General features: G+C 60.1%; 15 protein-coding genes. 9 read left to right on the forward strand and 6 right to left on the reverse strand.

Annotated elements, in window-relative coordinates:
- The first annotated feature begins 794 nt into the window (after positions 1-794).
- Positions 795-2,303: a YifB family Mg chelatase-like AAA ATPase gene (locus tag LG290_RS15910; RefSeq protein WP_499835616.1), complete on the forward strand. Its 1,509-nt coding sequence runs from the start codon at positions 795-797 to the stop codon at positions 2,301-2,303.
- On the opposite strand, the gene LG290_RS15915 is transcribed toward LG290_RS15910, so the two are convergent.
- The 3 genes from LG290_RS15915 to LG290_RS15925 form a co-directional block, all read right to left on the reverse strand.
- Positions 2,251-3,249: an alpha/beta hydrolase gene (locus LG290_RS15915; RefSeq protein ID WP_160418396.1), complete on the reverse strand. Its 999-nt coding sequence runs from the start codon at positions 3,247-3,249 to the stop codon at positions 2,251-2,253. The two genes, LG290_RS15910 and LG290_RS15915, sit on opposite strands and share 53 nt — an antisense overlap.
- Positions 3,250-3,388: 139 nt before the next feature.
- Positions 3,389-3,580, reverse strand: a complete 192-nt coding sequence (locus LG290_RS15920; protein ID WP_499835617.1) for a hypothetical protein — start codon at positions 3,578-3,580, stop codon at positions 3,389-3,391.
- A 34-nt stretch (positions 3,581-3,614) separates the two neighbouring features.
- On the reverse strand, positions 3,615-4,898 hold the full coding sequence (locus tag LG290_RS15925) for an MFS transporter (RefSeq protein WP_499835618.1): 1,284 nt from the start codon (positions 4,896-4,898) through the stop codon (positions 3,615-3,617).
- Between the two features lie 703 nt (positions 4,899-5,601).
- On the opposite strand from LG290_RS15925, the gene LG290_RS15930 reads away from it, so the two are divergent.
- Together LG290_RS15930 and LG290_RS15935 are read left to right on the forward strand one after the other, a co-directional pair.
- A complete protein-coding gene (locus LG290_RS15930) occupies positions 5,602-7,776 on the forward strand; it encodes a malate synthase G (protein ID WP_499835619.1) in 2,175 nt (724 codons plus the stop codon).
- A gap of 118 nt (positions 7,777-7,894) precedes the next feature.
- Positions 7,895-8,326 carry a PaaI family thioesterase gene (locus LG290_RS15935; protein WP_499835620.1) on the forward strand — a complete coding sequence of 144 codons (432 nt, stop codon included), beginning with the start codon at positions 7,895-7,897 and terminating at the stop codon, positions 8,324-8,326.
- Here LG290_RS15935 and LG290_RS15940 read toward each other — a convergent pair.
- On the reverse strand, positions 8,309-8,683 hold the full coding sequence (locus LG290_RS15940; protein WP_499837127.1) for a DUF423 domain-containing protein: 375 nt from the start codon (positions 8,681-8,683) through the stop codon (positions 8,309-8,311). The two genes, LG290_RS15935 and LG290_RS15940, sit on opposite strands and share 18 nt — an antisense overlap.
- A gap of 103 nt (positions 8,684-8,786) precedes the next feature.
- Here LG290_RS15940 and thiS point away from each other — a divergent pair, with 103 nt between their 5' ends.
- Genes thiS through trmB form a run of 3 tightly spaced genes read left to right on the forward strand, consistent with a single transcriptional unit; the run spans position 8,787 to position 10,607 of the window.
- Positions 8,787-8,987: a sulfur carrier protein ThiS gene (thiS, locus tag LG290_RS15945; RefSeq protein ID WP_499835621.1), complete on the forward strand. Its 201-nt coding sequence runs from the start codon at positions 8,787-8,789 to the stop codon at positions 8,985-8,987.
- A 30-nt stretch (positions 8,988-9,017) separates the two neighbouring features.
- Positions 9,018-9,815, forward strand: a complete 798-nt coding sequence (locus LG290_RS15950) for a thiazole synthase (protein ID WP_499835622.1) — start codon at positions 9,018-9,020, stop codon at positions 9,813-9,815.
- A 27-nt stretch (positions 9,816-9,842) separates the two neighbouring features.
- Positions 9,843-10,607 carry a tRNA (guanosine(46)-N7)-methyltransferase TrmB gene (trmB, locus tag LG290_RS15955; RefSeq protein ID WP_499835623.1) on the forward strand — a complete coding sequence of 255 codons (765 nt, stop codon included), beginning with the start codon at positions 9,843-9,845 and terminating at the stop codon, positions 10,605-10,607.
- Between the two features lie 55 nt (positions 10,608-10,662).
- Here the strand turns inward: trmB and LG290_RS15960 are convergent, their stop codons facing one another.
- Positions 10,663-12,042, reverse strand: coding sequence for an L-serine ammonia-lyase (locus LG290_RS15960; protein ID WP_499835624.1), 1,380 nt, complete (start codon positions 12,040-12,042; stop codon positions 10,663-10,665).
- A 191-nt stretch (positions 12,043-12,233) separates the two neighbouring features.
- Between LG290_RS15960 and LG290_RS15965 the strand changes: the two genes are divergently transcribed.
- The gene (locus LG290_RS15965; protein WP_499835625.1) at positions 12,234-13,190 is read left to right on the forward strand and encodes a LysR substrate-binding domain-containing protein; all 957 of its coding nucleotides are present in this window, start codon (positions 12,234-12,236) and stop codon (positions 13,188-13,190) included.
- 184 nt (positions 13,191-13,374) lie between these two features.
- On the opposite strand, the gene LG290_RS15970 is transcribed toward LG290_RS15965, so the two are convergent.
- Positions 13,375-14,292 (reverse strand): AEC family transporter, encoded by a 918-nt coding sequence (locus tag LG290_RS15970; RefSeq protein WP_499835626.1) that lies wholly within the window; start codon positions 14,290-14,292, stop codon positions 13,375-13,377.
- A gap of 110 nt (positions 14,293-14,402) precedes the next feature.
- Here LG290_RS15970 and LG290_RS15975 point away from each other — a divergent pair, with 110 nt between their 5' ends.
- Both LG290_RS15975 and LG290_RS15980 read left to right on the forward strand, forming a co-directional pair.
- Positions 14,403-14,909, forward strand: coding sequence for a hypothetical protein (locus tag LG290_RS15975; RefSeq protein ID WP_499835627.1), 507 nt, complete (start codon positions 14,403-14,405; stop codon positions 14,907-14,909).
- A 2-nt stretch (positions 14,910-14,911) separates the two neighbouring features.
- Positions 14,912-15,511: an SCO family protein gene (locus LG290_RS15980; protein WP_499835628.1), complete on the forward strand. Its 600-nt coding sequence runs from the start codon at positions 14,912-14,914 to the stop codon at positions 15,509-15,511.
- Positions 15,512-15,517: the final 6 nt, after the last annotated feature.

The raw sequence follows: 15,517 nt of genomic DNA on the forward strand, positions 1-15,517 counted from the left end.
ATTCTCTAACCTAAGTTCGTCTATTCGCTCCTGAAGGCCCATTGAAGCTCCAGGGGCGAAATTACATTCAAATGAGCTTATGATGAGCTGCATGTAATTGCTTGGAAATGATTACTAATACTCTTCTATGTGGTGTTCATTGAGAAGGCGGTACCTTATACGGCGATCAAGTCTCACTGCCATGCTCCAGTGGAACGCCAGGTCTCCCGATAGGAAATCCACGACAACCTTCGAGCTTGTTTCTCGTCTGCTCTATTTCATCGTCTAGGGAACCGCTGATCAATTCGTCTCTGGGCAACTGAAGCGTTCAACGTAGCCTGATTACCGTCTCAGCAATCGATATCTGACCACCTCAAGTGGCCTGTTCACCTGACAGCCGTGTTATCCGGTCGCCAAGCAGGACTCAAGACACACTGACCCTGTCAGCGTGTCCTTGGCATCAGGTGCGCTCTCAATGGCTAGGTCGATACTCATGCAGCCACACGTGGCCTGGCTGTCGTAGATGACATCTTCTAACACTTCATCGGCGAACGCCGACAGCGATGCATACAAGCCTGCGGATACGTCACCCAAACCGGGAATTCATGATCCAGCCCAAGCCCACACCAGCTGGGCTTGATTTTTTTGATATTCTCTTCGCTGACCGCGTGGGTGTTACCGCCACCGCCCGTGAGCCGAGCAAGATCAATCTTCCAGCCTGTGCTGGGTCAACCTTCCTAGAAAGATCTAGCCCTTTTATCTTACAAGAAAGAGCCAAATAGGCTAGGTTGGAGAGAAATCGCGAGGGAACCGCCATGACACTGGCCATTGTCGCCACCCGTGCCGGGCTGGGGCTGGAAGCACCGGAAGTGCACGTCGAAGTTCACCTGGCCAACGGCCTGCCGGGCTTGACTCTGGTGGGTTTGCCGGAAACCGCCGTAAAAGAAAGCCGCGAGCGGGTACGCAGTGCCTTGGTCAACGCCGGCTTCGATTTTCCCAACACCCGGCGCATTACCCTGAATCTCGCCCCGGCGGATCTACCCAAGGAAGGCGGGCGTTTCGATTTGCCTATCGCCCTAGGGATCCTGGCGGCCTCCGGCCAGCTTCCGGTGGAAGCCCTGGAAGGCATGGAGTGCGCCGGAGAATTGGCGCTGGACGGAAAGTTGCGCGCTTTTCCCGGGGTGCTGCCCTTTGCGCTGGCCACCCGCAGGACAAGGCGCCGCTTGATCATCCCCCGGGAATGCGCCGAGGAAGCCGCCCTGGCCGGTGATCTGGAGGTATTGCCTGCCGACAACCTCTGGCAGGTGGTCGCCCATCTGCTCGGCCAGGAACACATTGCGCCGCACCGGCTCGGCCCCAGAGCCAAGGCGGAAGGCCTGATCGACGACCTGGCCGAAGTGCGCGGACAGCATCAGGCGCGCCGCGCCCTGGAAGTCGCTGCGGCAGGTGGCCACAACCTGCTCTTCGCAGGTCCGCCGGGTACCGGCAAGACCATGCTCGCCAGCCGGCTGCCCGGCATTTTACCGCCGCTGAGCGACGATGAAGCCCTGGAAGTGGCCGCCGTGCGCTCGGTCTGCGGGCTGACGCTGGACCAGCATTGGGGGCGAAGACCCTTTAGACAACCACACCACAGTGCCAGTGCCGCGGCCCTGGTCGGCGGCGGCTCCAAACCCAAGCCCGGCGAGATCTCGCTTGCCCACCACGGCGTGCTGTTTTTGGACGAATTACCCGAATTTTCGCGCCATGTGCTGGAGGTGCTCAGGCAACCGCTGGAATCCGGCACCATTCATCTGGCACGCGCCAGCCACGAACGCCGGTATCCGGCTCAGTTCCAGTTGGTGGCGGCGATGAACCCCTGCCCTTGCGGGCATCTGGGCGACCCGCGCCAGCGTTGTCAGTGCAGCAACGCCCAAATCCAGCGTTATCAGGCCCGGGTTTCCGGCCCGCTGCTGGACCGCATCGACCTCCAGGTGGAGGTGCCCGCCTTGCCTGCGCAGCAACTCACCGCCCAGACCCAGGGGGAGTCCTCCGCCGCGGTACGCGAGCGGGTCATCGCTGCACGGGAACGCCAGTTGGCACGTGGCGCATTGAATAGCCATCTGGGTGGGCGCGAACTCGAAGCCGCCTGCGCCCTGCAAGCCGACGAACGCGCCTGGCTTGCCGAGGTACTGGAAAAACTCAGGCTTTCGGCCCGCGCCTACCATCGGGTGCTGCGTGTGGCGCTGACCCTGGCGGATCTTCAAGGGGAGCCACGTCCCGCGCAACCGCATCTCATGGAGGCAATTGGCTATCGTCAGCTGGATCGGCTGTTGAAAGGAGGCTAGCCGACAGCGCCAGGTGGTCGATGAAGTCATCCAGAGCACTGAATAACACTTGGCGAATGGGCTCGGCTTCATTGACCAGATGATGACGCGCCTCGGGGTGACGATGCACTTGCGCTTGCGGAAACTTTTCCTCCAGCACTGCCAGGTTCCATTCCCAATCCACGGTAATGTCCTGTTCACCTTGAAGAATCAAGGTGGGTACCTGGCTGGGGGGCAGCGCTAGCAGCCGAGGCATCCAACGGCGCATGGCGCTTATCCAGGCCACGTTCAAGTGGTTGTGCTGGAGCGGGTCCTGTTCACGTAAAAATTCGGTGAAGGCCTCATCGGTCGTGTTAGCCCGGTATTTGCGCGGTAGCTGACTCACGAACGGACTTGCCAACCAATGCACCCAACTCGATTGGCTCCAGCCCCAGGGGCGCACCAGCGGTGCCAGCAATACCAGCCCCGACCAATGGGCGTTATCCGCGCGGGTCAGAGCGTCGGTGGCCAGAATCGCCGCGCCGGTACTTTGCCCGACACCCAGCCAAGGTTTCGGGGCCAGACCTTGTTGCTCAAGGTAGTCCTGCAGGTAGATCAGGCAGTGTTGATAGTCTTCAAAATCTTTAATCGTGGCGCGTGGTCCGCTGGAAAGGCCGTGGCCGGGCAAGTCCCATAACACCACGCGAAAGCGTTGTGCTAATAGTCTTTCGAGTAGATGTCGATAAAGCCCCAAATGGTCGTAATAACCGTGCACCACAAACGCCGTGCCTATCGGTTCCGGTGGACTCCATACCTGGCACCACAACTGGAAGCGCTGCGTGTCGAGATAGCCGACATACAGACCCACGTGCTCGGTCAACAGCGGGGCCAAACCATAATATTCCAGATAATCGGTCAGCGGTTGACCACCTTTCGAATCGAAAGGGGCTATCGGCCCCAAGGCCTGCAGGGGGGTAAAGTCGGTCATCGTATCCTCCAACAGGGTAGGACAGGGGTATGCCACGAGTCGTTCACGCTGAGACGAAAGCGATTTGCGTGAATGCAGCAAAATCTCACCATACCAGAAGGTACCCGCGCCGGCAGGACGGCATGAAACGATTGCAGCCTCACTCCCAGTCTTCGACGCCCGCCATGTCAGGAAGCTCGTGGGCGATGCCCTTGTGGCGGGTAAAGTCCATGCCCCCTCGTCGTGACAGTTGCGACACTCCAGTGAATCGTTGGCCTCGGAGCGGTTGGTGAAGTGGATGGTCGGCGGGCAGCGCTGCACCGAAGTAATAGCCAGACAGGCCTTGACTCACCGGGGCCTTTCCCCGACTCCTGCCGGTGCCGCCCTTACGGGTGGACGGCCGGCTTCTTCACCTCATCCTCGGCGGGCTCCTCCAGCGGCTCGCCCTCCTCGTTCTGGAGCTGATGATCGTACGCCGCCTGGAGGCCGGCATCCTCCTCTTCTTCCTCATCGGCCTGGGCTATGTGGCCCGGGTAGAACGGCGACAGGATGGCCGCCAGGATGCCGAGCGCGGCGAACATGGCAAACGCGTCGGCGTAGCCGAAGGCATTCACCAGCCCGCCGACGACCGGTGAGCCGCTCGCCTGCCCGAGCGATACCGCCATGAAGGGCAGCACCGGGCCCATCGACAGCCGGCCCGGCAACAATCGGATGCCGGTCATCAGGTAGAGCCCCGTCAGGCTCATGTAGGCCAGGCCGAAGACCAGTGCGGAGAAGACCGCCAGCAACGACTGCCCGGGACTCGCCGCCAGCAGCGCCAGGCTCGCGGCCAACATCATCAGCATCAGGGCCTGGGTGATGGGAGGATTGTTACGATCAGCCAGGTCGGCCACCACGGCACCGCCGAGGCCGGCGATGCCCACCGCGAGCCATAGCCAGCCGGTGGTGCCGGACGGAAGGCCGCCGAGGGTGACCACCAGGTCGGGCGCGAAGATCCAGTACGCAGAGGAGACGAAACCCATCACGAAGGCAAACAGCGATAGCCTGACGAGGCGCGACCATGGCAGCTCGCTGATCGGGGGCGGCGGCGCGGCGTTCCCCGGCGCGATCCGCGACACGGAGGGCAGGAAGAGCCAGGCGGCAATCAGGCCGATGCCCGCCAGGACGGCGAAGGAGAGGTACGCGAAACGCCAGGCGTCGGCCAGGAATAGCACCGTCGGTACGGCTACGATCACGCCGATGCTGGTCCCCGCGTTCATGATCGAGCTAACGCGTCCGTGCATCGAGCGTTTCACCAACGCCTGCATGACGGCCGTGAGCGCGGGCATCATCAGGCCGGTGCAGATACCGCACGCGAACACCCCCACGCCCAGCAGCAGCGCGTCGGCGGCCTGGCTGATCATCGTCAGGCCGCCGACGCCGAATGCCCCGGAGAGCACCGCCGTGTTGCGGGCGCCGAGATGGTCGGTGATGAACGGCGCGATCGCCGTGGCCAGCAAGAAACTGATGAGCGGCAGCGCGCCGATGATGCCGATCACATATGGCGTGAGTCCCAGCTCGTCTCGGATGGGGGGTACGAAGAGCCCGAAGGCGAAGCGCGCGAGCCCGTAACTGATCGCGACCAGCGCCGCACCGAAGATCGCAAACCCTGTGCTCGAAAGAGGCTTCATGCCGCTTCCCCCAGGCAAGCATCGAGGATGCCGGTTGCTCCCGGGGCCCGGCGCCGCACTTGCCGCGCGATCACCGCCTGTTGATGCCCGCTATGGTTATTTTCCTGGATCACACTGCCTCCCTCATATCTCGGGTTCATAGAATAGCTGCCGCGCTCTGAAGCAGCAGGTAAAGTCGGGAGGGCCAGCGGCACGACCGTGGTGGCAAAGGACTCGAGGACAGTCGCGCGATCCGGGGTGGCGCCCATGGCAGTGCCTCTTGGCGGGTGAAGTCAGGACGCTCGATTGAATCGCACTCCTGGGGGCCGGTCAAGCCGGCGCCCCCAGGAGTGCGGCGCCATCGGAGGTGATCTCACGGCCCTTGTAGCGTGGAAACGAGGCGGTCGGCGTGATACATTTCGTCATGGTGGCTGTTGCGGTTGATTTTTGCGTAGGCTCTTGAATAATAACCGATTTTCAGCCGTTTTTTTCATTTATGGTGCAATTTCCGGGCTAGCCAGGTCGGCAATGGCGTAGCTCGATCCGATGGCAACGGGCCGGGTTGGCGTTGGGTTAACCCTATGTCTAGGGCAGGGATCTTGATCTTCGGGTTTACATGTGGAAGTATTTTCCACAAAATCGTGGCATGCCGGTTGAGTGATGCCACTACCGCTTATCCTGCGATAGGCGCAAGCCGACCGCCGACGAACATGAGGAGCCCTCTATGTCCCAACGTATCTCTCGCCATCGCCTGCAGGTGGCCACCGAGCTGGATCAGTTCATCACGGAACAGGCACTGCCGGGCACCGGCGTCGATCCCGAAGCCTTCTGGGCCGGCGTGGATGCACTCTTCCATGACCTGACGCCCAAGAATCAACAACTGCTGAAAACCCGCGACACCTTGCAAGAAGCGCTCGATACCTGGCATCGCGAAAACCCCGGTCCCGTGCAAGACATGCCGGCCTATCGCGCCTTCCTCAAGAAGATCGGTTACCTTGTCCAAGCACCGGCACATGTCTCGGCGACTACCACCAATGTCGACCGTGAAATCGCCGTTCAGGCCGGTCCCCAGCTGGTGGTTCCGGTAAGCAACGCTCGCTACGCCTTGAACGCTGCCAATGCTCGTTGGGGCAGCCTGTATGATGCTCTTTACGGCACCGATGCCATCTCCGAAGCCGATGGCGCCGAAAAAGGCACCAGCTTCAACCCCAAGCGCGGCCAAAAGGTCATCGCCTACGCGCGAGGCGTGCTTGACCGTGCCGTGCCGCTGGCCACCGGCTCGCACCATGATGCCGTGAAGTATGTGTTGCGCGACGAGCACTTGATCGTGACCTTGGAAGGCGGGCGTGAAACCGGCCTCAAGGATCCGGGCAAGCTGATCGGCTTCACCGGCGACGCTGCCAAGCCCGAGAGCATCCTGCTGGCCAACCACGACCTGCATCTGGAAATCCAGATCGACCCGTCTCATCCGATCGGCAAGACAGATCCGGCGGGCGTCAAGGATGTCGTCGCGGAAGCCGCGCTCACCACCATCATGGATTGCGAAGACTCCGTCGCCGCCGTGGATGCCGAGGATAAAGTGGGCGTCTACAGCAACTGGCTGGGCCTGATGAAAGGCGATCTCGAAGAGCAGATCGAAAAAGGCAGCAAGACCAGCACACGCCGGCTGCATGCCGACCGTATCTGGCAGACCACCAATGGCGGTAGCGTCACCTTGCCCGGCCGCTCCTTGATGTTCGTGCGCAACGTAGGGCATCTGATGACCACGCCGGCGGTACTCGATGCCGAGGGTAACGAACTGCCGGAAGGGATTCTGGATGCAGTGATGACCTCGCTGCTCGCCCTGCATGACCTCAAGAAGGATGCCAGCCAGCCGCGCAATTCGCGTACCGGTTCGGTGTATATCGTCAAACCCAAAATGCACGGTTCCCAGGAAGTGGCCTTCGCCAACGAACTGTTCTCGCGCGTCGAAGACATTCTGGGCATGCAGCGTGACACCCTGAAAATGGGCATCATGGACGAGGAGCGTCGCACCACGGTCAACCTCAAGGCCTGCATTGCCGAAGCGGCGTCACGGGTGGTGTTCATCAACACCGGTTTCCTGGATCGCACCGGTGACGAAATGCATACCGCCATGGAAGCCGGGCCGATGATCCGCAAAGGCGACATGAAAAACGCCGCCTGGATCGGGGCCTACGAGCGCAACAACGTTCTGGTCGGTCTGGCCTGCGGGCTGCGTGGCCGCGCCCAGATCGGCAAGGGCATGTGGGCCATGCCGGATCTGATGCACAACATGCTGGAGCAGAAGATCGGCCACCCCAAGGCCGGTGCCAACACCGCCTGGGTACCTTCACCCACCGCCGCCGTGCTGCATGCGCTGCACTACCATCAGGTCAACGTGGCACAGGTTCAGCGCGAACTGGAAGACCAGGGCGAGTCGGACCTTCTGGATGACCTGCTTAGCGTGCCGGTGGCGGAAAACGCCAACTGGTCGGATGACGAGATTCAGCAGGAGCTCGACAATAACTGCCAAGGTATCCTGGGTTATGTGGTGCGCTGGGTCGAACACGGCGTGGGCTGCTCCAAGGTGCCCGACATCCACAACGTCGCCTTGATGGAAGACCGCGCCACGCTGCGCATCTCCAGCCAGCACATCGCCAATTGGCTGCACCATGGCATCGTTGACGCAGCGCGCGTCGAAGAGACCCTGCAGCGCATGGCCAAGGTGGTCGACAAACAGAATGCCGGTGATCCGACTTATACCGCCATGAGTGACGATTTCAACGCCTCCACCGCCTTCAAGGCCGCCAGCGACCTGATCTTCAAAGGCCGCGAACAACCTTCCGGCTATACCGAGCCGTTGCTCCACGAATGGCGCCAAGTACACAAGGCCAAGTAAGCGGCCAATACTGCACGACTCAGCCCCGGGCTCGCACCCCGGGGCTTTTTTATTTATGCTCCATTACGTTAACGTTAACGGATGCTTACAACCGCACCATCATCCAAGGATAATTCCAATGACCATGATGACTGTCGAGCAAATCGAGCACTTTCTGGACGAGGTCTTTCCCCAGCGAATGGGCAAGATCGAAAGTGTCGGTGACGACATGCATGCCAATATGCGCTTGGCAATTAACAACACACATCTGCGCCCAGGCTCACGGGTATCCGGACCCACCATGATGGGCTTGGCCGATGTTTGCCTGTACGTGGCCATTTTGGCGCAAATCGGTCCTGTCGCCATGGCGGTGACCACCGACCTTAATTGCCATTTTCTGCGGGCAGCGCCGGGGGATCGTGACATGATCGCCAAGGCTAAAGTGATCAAGCTCGGCCGCCGCTTGGCGGTGGGCGAAGTTCAGCTATTTTGCGTGGATGATGATCGCCCGGTTGCTCACATCACCGCCACCTATGCCCTGCCGGAAAGCGAGCTAGCGATTACTCGTTAACGCAACAAACGCCAGACAAAGCCAGCCGGCGATCAACAACGCCCCACCGAACGGGGTTATCAGGCCAAGGTTCCACCCCCCCAGCGCCATGGCATAAAGCGACCCGGAGAAAGCCAGCATTCCCAGTGTCCATAGCCCTAATACCCATCGCTGTCCCGCCAGTGGCATGGACGCACGCCAGGCCAACACCGCAAGCATCGCCAGGGTATGCCAAGCCTGATAGCGCACACCGGTTTCAAACACCCCGACCATGACGGCACTGGCACGTGATGCCAACCCATGGGTCGCATAAGCGCCGGCGACCACCATGACCGCTCCGGAAAGCGCCACGCCCGCCCACCATGCCTTGTCACGCATCATTGTCTCTCCTGTTGGCATTGTCTTATTACCCTTTCGCCATACCTTGGTCTTGTCTGAACCGCTACAATAGGGGCGTTTTCATTTCATTTGCGAGGATGCCATGCAGATTCAACTCAACGGCGAACCTCATGCAGTCGACAGCGCTGCCACGGCGGCTGATCTGGTCGAGACGCTCGGGCTGACCGGTCGCCGTATCGCCGTGGAGGTCAACGAGCAGATCGTGCCACGCAGTCAGCTGGCCGAAACGCCTCTTCGCGACGGTGACCAAGTAGAAATCGTCCATGCCATCGGCGGTGGTTAAGCTACCGGCTTTATCTTGAGGAAACGTTCAATGACACAACAGTTCAACGACAGCCCACTGACACTGGCCGGCCAAATCTTTCATTCACGGCTGCTGGTGGGCACGGGCAAATACAAGGACATGCAGGAAACCGGCGAAGCGATTGCCGCCAGCGGCGCTGAAATCGTCACCTTTGCCGTGCGCCGCACCAACCTGGGACAAGATGCCGAGGGGCCTAACCTGTTGGATGTGGTGCCGCCCAGCCGCTATACCCTGCTGCCCAACACTGCCGGATGCTACACCGCCAAGGATGCGGTACGCACCTGCCGCCTGGCGCGCGAACTGCTCGATGGCCATAAATTGGTCAAGCTGGAAGTGCTGGGTGATGAAACCACTCTTTACCCCAATGTCATGGAAACTCTGAAAGCCGCCGAAACCCTGCTGGCCGATGGTTTCGATGTCATGGTTTACACCAGCGACGACCCCATTGTGGCGCGGGAACTGGAAGCCATGGGCTGCTGCGCCATCATGCCGCTGGGCTCGTTGATCGGCTCCGGTCACGGCATCCAGAACCCGCATAACCTGCGCTTGATCGTAGAACAGAGCTGCGTGCCGGTGCTGGTGGATGCGGGTATCGGTACCGCTTCAGATGCCGCCATGGCCATGGAACTGGGCTGCGACGGGGTTCTGCTCAATAGCGCCATCGCCCATGCGCGTGAGCCGCTACGTATGGCCCGCGCCATGCAGCTGGCGGTACAGGCCGGACGCGACGCCTTTCTCGCCGGGCGGATGCCGCGCCGCCAGAGTGCCGAACCCTCTTCTCCCTTTGCCGGTCGTATCAACGGCTGAACCCGACTCCACGCTATCCGAGAACTCATGACAGAACCACACGACAACGTCGGTAACGAAGAAGCTACTGCAAAAGATAGCGGCGGCCCGGAAAACTCGGCTGCCCCGCTGCATCGGCGGGGCATCAAAAGCTACGTGATCCGTGGCGGGCGCATGACCCAAGCCCAAACCCGTGGGCTCGATGCTATCTGGCCACGCCTGGGCCTCAGCCTTGCCGACGGCCTACAGGACCTTGATGGCCTGTTCGGGCGCCGGGCGTCACGTGTAGTGGAAATCGGCTTCGGCATGGGCAATTCGCTGATCGAGCAGGCCGAAAGCCACCCTGACACCGATTTCATCGGTATCGAGGTACATGCCCCAGGCGTGGGCAAGTTGCTCGATGAAGCCGACAAGCGCGGTCTGACCAACCTGCGCATTTATCGCGAAGACGCCTTGGCGGTGCTTGAGCAGTGCCTGCCGGAAGGTTCGATCGATACATTGCAGCTGTTCTTCCCCGACCCCTGGCCGAAGAAGAAGCATCACAAGCGGCGTATCGTGCAACCGGCCTTCGTCGAGTTGATTCGGACGCGTTTGAAGCCCGGCGGTAACTTTCATCTGGCCACCGATTGGGAAGCCTATGCCCAGTGGATGGCGGAGCTCATGGACGCTACCCCCGGCTTCACCAATACCGCCGAAGCATCGAGCGCCCCTTATGTGCCGCGCCCTGCCTTTCGTCCTCTCACCAAGTTCGAAGCGCGCGGTGAACGCCTGGGGCACGGTGTATGGGACCTGATCTACCAGCGTACCGACTGAAAACGGCGTTTCTGTCAGCCTCGAGTGCTGCAATCACTCCATGAATCCAGGTTTATCAGCACTCGATGGTATTGACCGCCAAGCCGCCACGCGACGTTTCCTTGTACTTATCCTGCATGTCGGCACCGGTATCGCGCATGGTGCGAATCACCTTGTCGAGCGAGATGAAGTGCTCGCCATCGCCCCGCAAGGCCATCTGAGCGGCATTGATCGCTTTCACCGACGCGATGGCATTGCGCTCGATACAGGGGATCTGAACCAGCCCTCCCACCGGATCGCAGGTCAGCCCCAGGTTATGCTCGAGACCGATCTCGGCGGCATTCTCGACCTGACCCACACTACCCCCAAGCACCTCGGCAAGCCCGGCGGCGGCCATGGCGCAAGCCGAACCGACCTCTCCCTGACACCCTACCTCGGCTCCCGAAATCGACGCATTCTTCTTGCACAGGATACCCACGGCGCCGGCAGCCATCAGGAAATCCACCACATCTTCCTCTCGGGCATTGCCATGAAATTTCATGTAATAGTGCAAGACTGCCGGGATAATGCCTGCCGCCCCATTGGTAGGGGCGGTAACCATACGCCCCCCGGCGGCATTCTCCTCGTTTACCGCCAGCGCAAAGACATTGACCCAGTCCATGGCCGAGAATGTCGAGGCAAAGACGCTGGTATCTTCCTCCATGACCAGCAAACGACGATGCAATGATGCTGCCCGGCGTTTCACATTGAGTCCGCCGGGCAGAACACCGTCATGCTGAAGGCCGGTTTCCACGCAAGCCTGCATGGCTTCCCAGATTTTCCGAAGCCCGGCACGAACATCGGCTTCGCTGCGCCAGGCCATTTCGTTGGCCATCATCAATTGGCTGATACGCAGACCATGCTGGCGACAAAGCCTCATCAATTCAGCCGCCGAATTGAAGTCATACGGTAGTGGCGTGGTATCACTATCAAGCTCACCGGTACTGGCCTGCGCCTCATCGATGACGAAGCCACCACCCACCGAATAATAGGTGTTGCGGTACAGTTCGCCATCCCAGCTGTAGGCGACCAAGCGCATGGCATTAGGGTGATGCGGCAGGCTCTCTTCGTGCAATTGCATATCCCGGCGCCAGTCAAAGGGAACCGCCAGGTGGCCATCGAGTTGCAAGGTTCGGGTGGTTTGTAACGTCTCGATGACGGGCGTGATCATCGCCGGGTCGATACGGTCGGGGCGCTCTCCCATCAACCCCATGATCACGGCCTGGTCGGTACCATGGCCAAGGCCCGTGGCGGAGAGCGAACCAAACAGCTGTACCTCTATTCTTGTCACACGCATCAGCAGGTTGGCGTTGCGCAGTGCTGCCACGAAGTCGTAAGCAGCGCGCATCGGGCCTACCGTATGCGAACTCGACGGTCCAACGCCGACCTTGAACAGATCGAATACACTAATGGACATCTCGTTTGCTCCAAGACGACATCGAGCGTCGCCATCAATTCTATTTGTCTGCCATGCATGAGCTCGCTTAAATCATAAGGAGGCATATCAAGATGGTCAGGTGCCTAAAATAGGCGTTGACGCTATATTCAACGCACGTTGCACTAGGCACAATCGATAATATCTTTTCCACGCTTTAGCAGAACTCAACCATGAACCGTCATCTCAACGCTCAGACTCACGCCTGGCTAAAGGTTTTCGCGGTCAGCGCCAGGCACCTGTCCTTCACGCGCGCCGCCGAGGAATTGAATGTCACCACTGGTGCCATCAGTCAACAGATCAAGCAATTGGAGGAACGGCTGGGCTTCAAGTTGTTCCGGCGTCGCCCGCGCCAACTTGAACTGACCGAAGAAGGCAGCCGTTTGGCCGCCGTGGTAGATGAAGCCTATCAAGCAGTGGAGCTCGAGGTGAAACGGCTGCGCTCCGGGGTGATGAGCGGCATCATTCGGCTGCGTAGCGTGCCCTCTTTTCTAGCCCGCTGGCTGATGCCGCGCTTGCCACGACTGCAGGCACGCTTTCCCGATATCGAACTGCACCTGCTCGCCGAAGACAGCACCATCTCGCTGCGCGACGCCGACTTTGACTTGGCTATCGACCTCAACAATGGTCAGATTCCAGGGTTCTCGATCACGCCGTTAATGGAGGAATACATCTTCCCTGTCTGCTCGCCGGCACTGTTACGCCACCACCCACCGTTGCGCCGCCCCGAGGACCTGGCCGAGTATCCCTTGCTGCATGACGTCACGGCCTGGCGCGGCAGCCATGACTACGCCGAATGGGAGTATTACTTGAAAGCCATCGGTGCTCCTCATGTCAACGTCCAACGCGGTTACACCTTCAACCGCAACCAGCTGACCATTGGCGCGGCGACCGCCGGCATGGGCGTGGCCATTGCTCGTCAGACGCTGATCAGCGGCGAGCTGGAAAGCGGCACCTTGATTGCGCCTTTCTCCGAACGGGTCGCCACCGGCATGCATTACGGCATCGTGAGTAGCCCGGGCGCTCTTGACGACCCCCGGGTTCTGGCGGTGCATGACTGGATCGTCAATGAGGCGCGCAGCACTGTCCACCGAACCGAGGGTGGGCACCTGCCTTGGGGCATTGCATAAAAAAGAAAGCCGCCCTGCAGGAGGGCGGCAAAAGACCGTGACTAGCAATGAGAGGGAGAAACCATCACAGAAACTGGCAAGTTCCGTTCTGGTCGTGTGGCGCCTCACCAACGCCACACCCACACTGTAATAATTCTCATTCAACTCGTCAACAATAATGCGAATGTTTTTTATTTAGATCTTCTCATCCTCCTGCCAGGCGTAGCCAGAGGGGCAACGTGACCATGGCCAAGAGCGTCTGACTGGTAATCAAGGCGGCCATCATTTCGGCATCACCGCCCAACTGACGCGCCAGGATGTAGGCTGATGTGGCCGTGGGCAGGGCGGCGAACAGCAGGGCGACATCGCGGCTGACCGTATCCAGCCCCAGTAGCGACGCCAGCACCAATACCATTAGCGGCATCAAGCCCAGCTTGATCATGTTGGAAGCAACGAGACCGCGATCGAGACGCAACAGCGCCATCGGGCGCAGCGCCACGCCCACCGCCACCAACCCCAGCGGCAGTGCTGCGCGACCGACAAGCTCCACGGCACCACCGCTCCAGCCGGGCAAGCCCACCCCGGATAGATTCAGCGCAATGCCTGCGATACAGGCCAGGATCAAAGGATTGCGCGCCAGAGCGGCAAAGCTCTTTCCCAGACTGGAAGGCCCCAGGGTACCGGCAGCGATAAAACTTCCCACACAGAGCACATTGACCACCGGCACCATTAAAGCCACCGCGACCGCAGCAGTGGTGGCGCCCAAGCTACCATGCAAGGCCGCCGCTCCGGCGACGCCCACATAGGTATTGAAGCGTACCGCCCCCTGAAACACCGAGGTGAAGGCCGGCGCCTCCAACCCGAGCCTGTGGCGCAGCCACCACAGCAAGAAACTGCCTAGCAGAATGGCGCCCAACAGCACCAATGCCAAGCGGCCTACCGGCACCTGATTGACGTCGGCAGTGGCCAGGGTGGACACCAGCATGGCGGGGAACAACAGGAAATAGATCAAGCGTTCCATCTGCGGCCAGAAAGTGGCACTCGGCTGGCGCCAATGGCCCAGCAAGGCACCCAGTAGAATCAGCAGGAAAAGTGGCCCCAACGCATCCGCAACACTTCCCATTAGGTTATTCCTCCTCGTGTTCTGCGACATCCCGGCACAGGGGCTTCACGCTAAATGCTGCTAGTATGGAAAACACTTTCCGCCACACTTGCGTAGACACTTATTCTGCCATGAACACCTCTCCGGAATCCGCCGGCTCTTCGCCAGGCTATCCCATCCTACGGCTGTTGACGTTACTCACCTGCCTGGCGCTTGCCGTCAGCGGCTGGTATTTACTCACCCATTGGCTACGTGACGATACCCACGTAACCTGGTTTCCTGCCCAGCCGGGGTGTAATTTGCATGAAGCGCCCTGTTCGGCGACGCTGGGTGAGCACGGTCGCATTTCCCTGGCCATTGATACGGAGGGCCATATCGAGGCGCTACAACCCCTGCCCTTGAACCTGCATCTGGAAGACATCCAGGCAAGCTCTGCCGAAGTGGATTTCGTGGGACGTGACATGGACATGGGCCTGCACCGTTTCCCGCTTGAAAATGCCGCGCCCAATCTTTTTTCAGGGATCGGGCAAGTGGGTATATGCACTCAGGCAGTCATGCCTTGGCGTGCCCGTGTGATTATCGATACCCCACAGGGCAAGATGGGCAGCTGGTTCGATTTCGACGTAACCCGGAGTTAACGATGTCACGAAAAACACTCGGCCTGGGAATCGGCGCCGTCACACTTGTATTGATGGCGTTCGGCGGCATTGCCTGGTACGACCACCAGCTAACCTCTTCTTCCAATGATGGCATCGTCGGCGGGCCGGTAGAGCTGCCGTCCACTCAGGGTGATTTTTCACTGACCCAGCTGACCGACGATCAGATCGCCGTGCTCTCGTTCGGCTATACCTACTGCCCCGACATCTGCCCCATGAATCAGTCGGTCAAGCGTCAGGCATTACAGAAACTGAGCACCGAGCAGCGTGAAAGAGTCGTGCCGGTGATGGTTTCCGTCGACCCGGAGCGCGATACACTGGAACGCCTGAAAGAGTACATGGGTTATTTCGGCGAGGAATTTATCGGAGCTACCGGCAGTCAGGCGCAGCTTGAAGAACTGGCCGAGCGCTACGGAGTGATCTGGCGGCGGGTCGAGACGCCTGAGTCGTCCATGGAATACACCATCGACCACAGCGCCTCGTTATATCTGGTCAACCCTGAGGGCAAGCTTCTTCAGCGAGTGCTGTATTCGCCCACCCCCCACACCCTGGTTTCAGCGCTTCAGGGCGTGCTGGAAGGTTGAAGCAAC

The organism is Halomonas sediminis, assembly GCF_044871105.1.
Taxonomy (GTDB): Bacteria; Pseudomonadota; Gammaproteobacteria; order Pseudomonadales; family Halomonadaceae; genus Vreelandella; species Vreelandella zhuhanensis.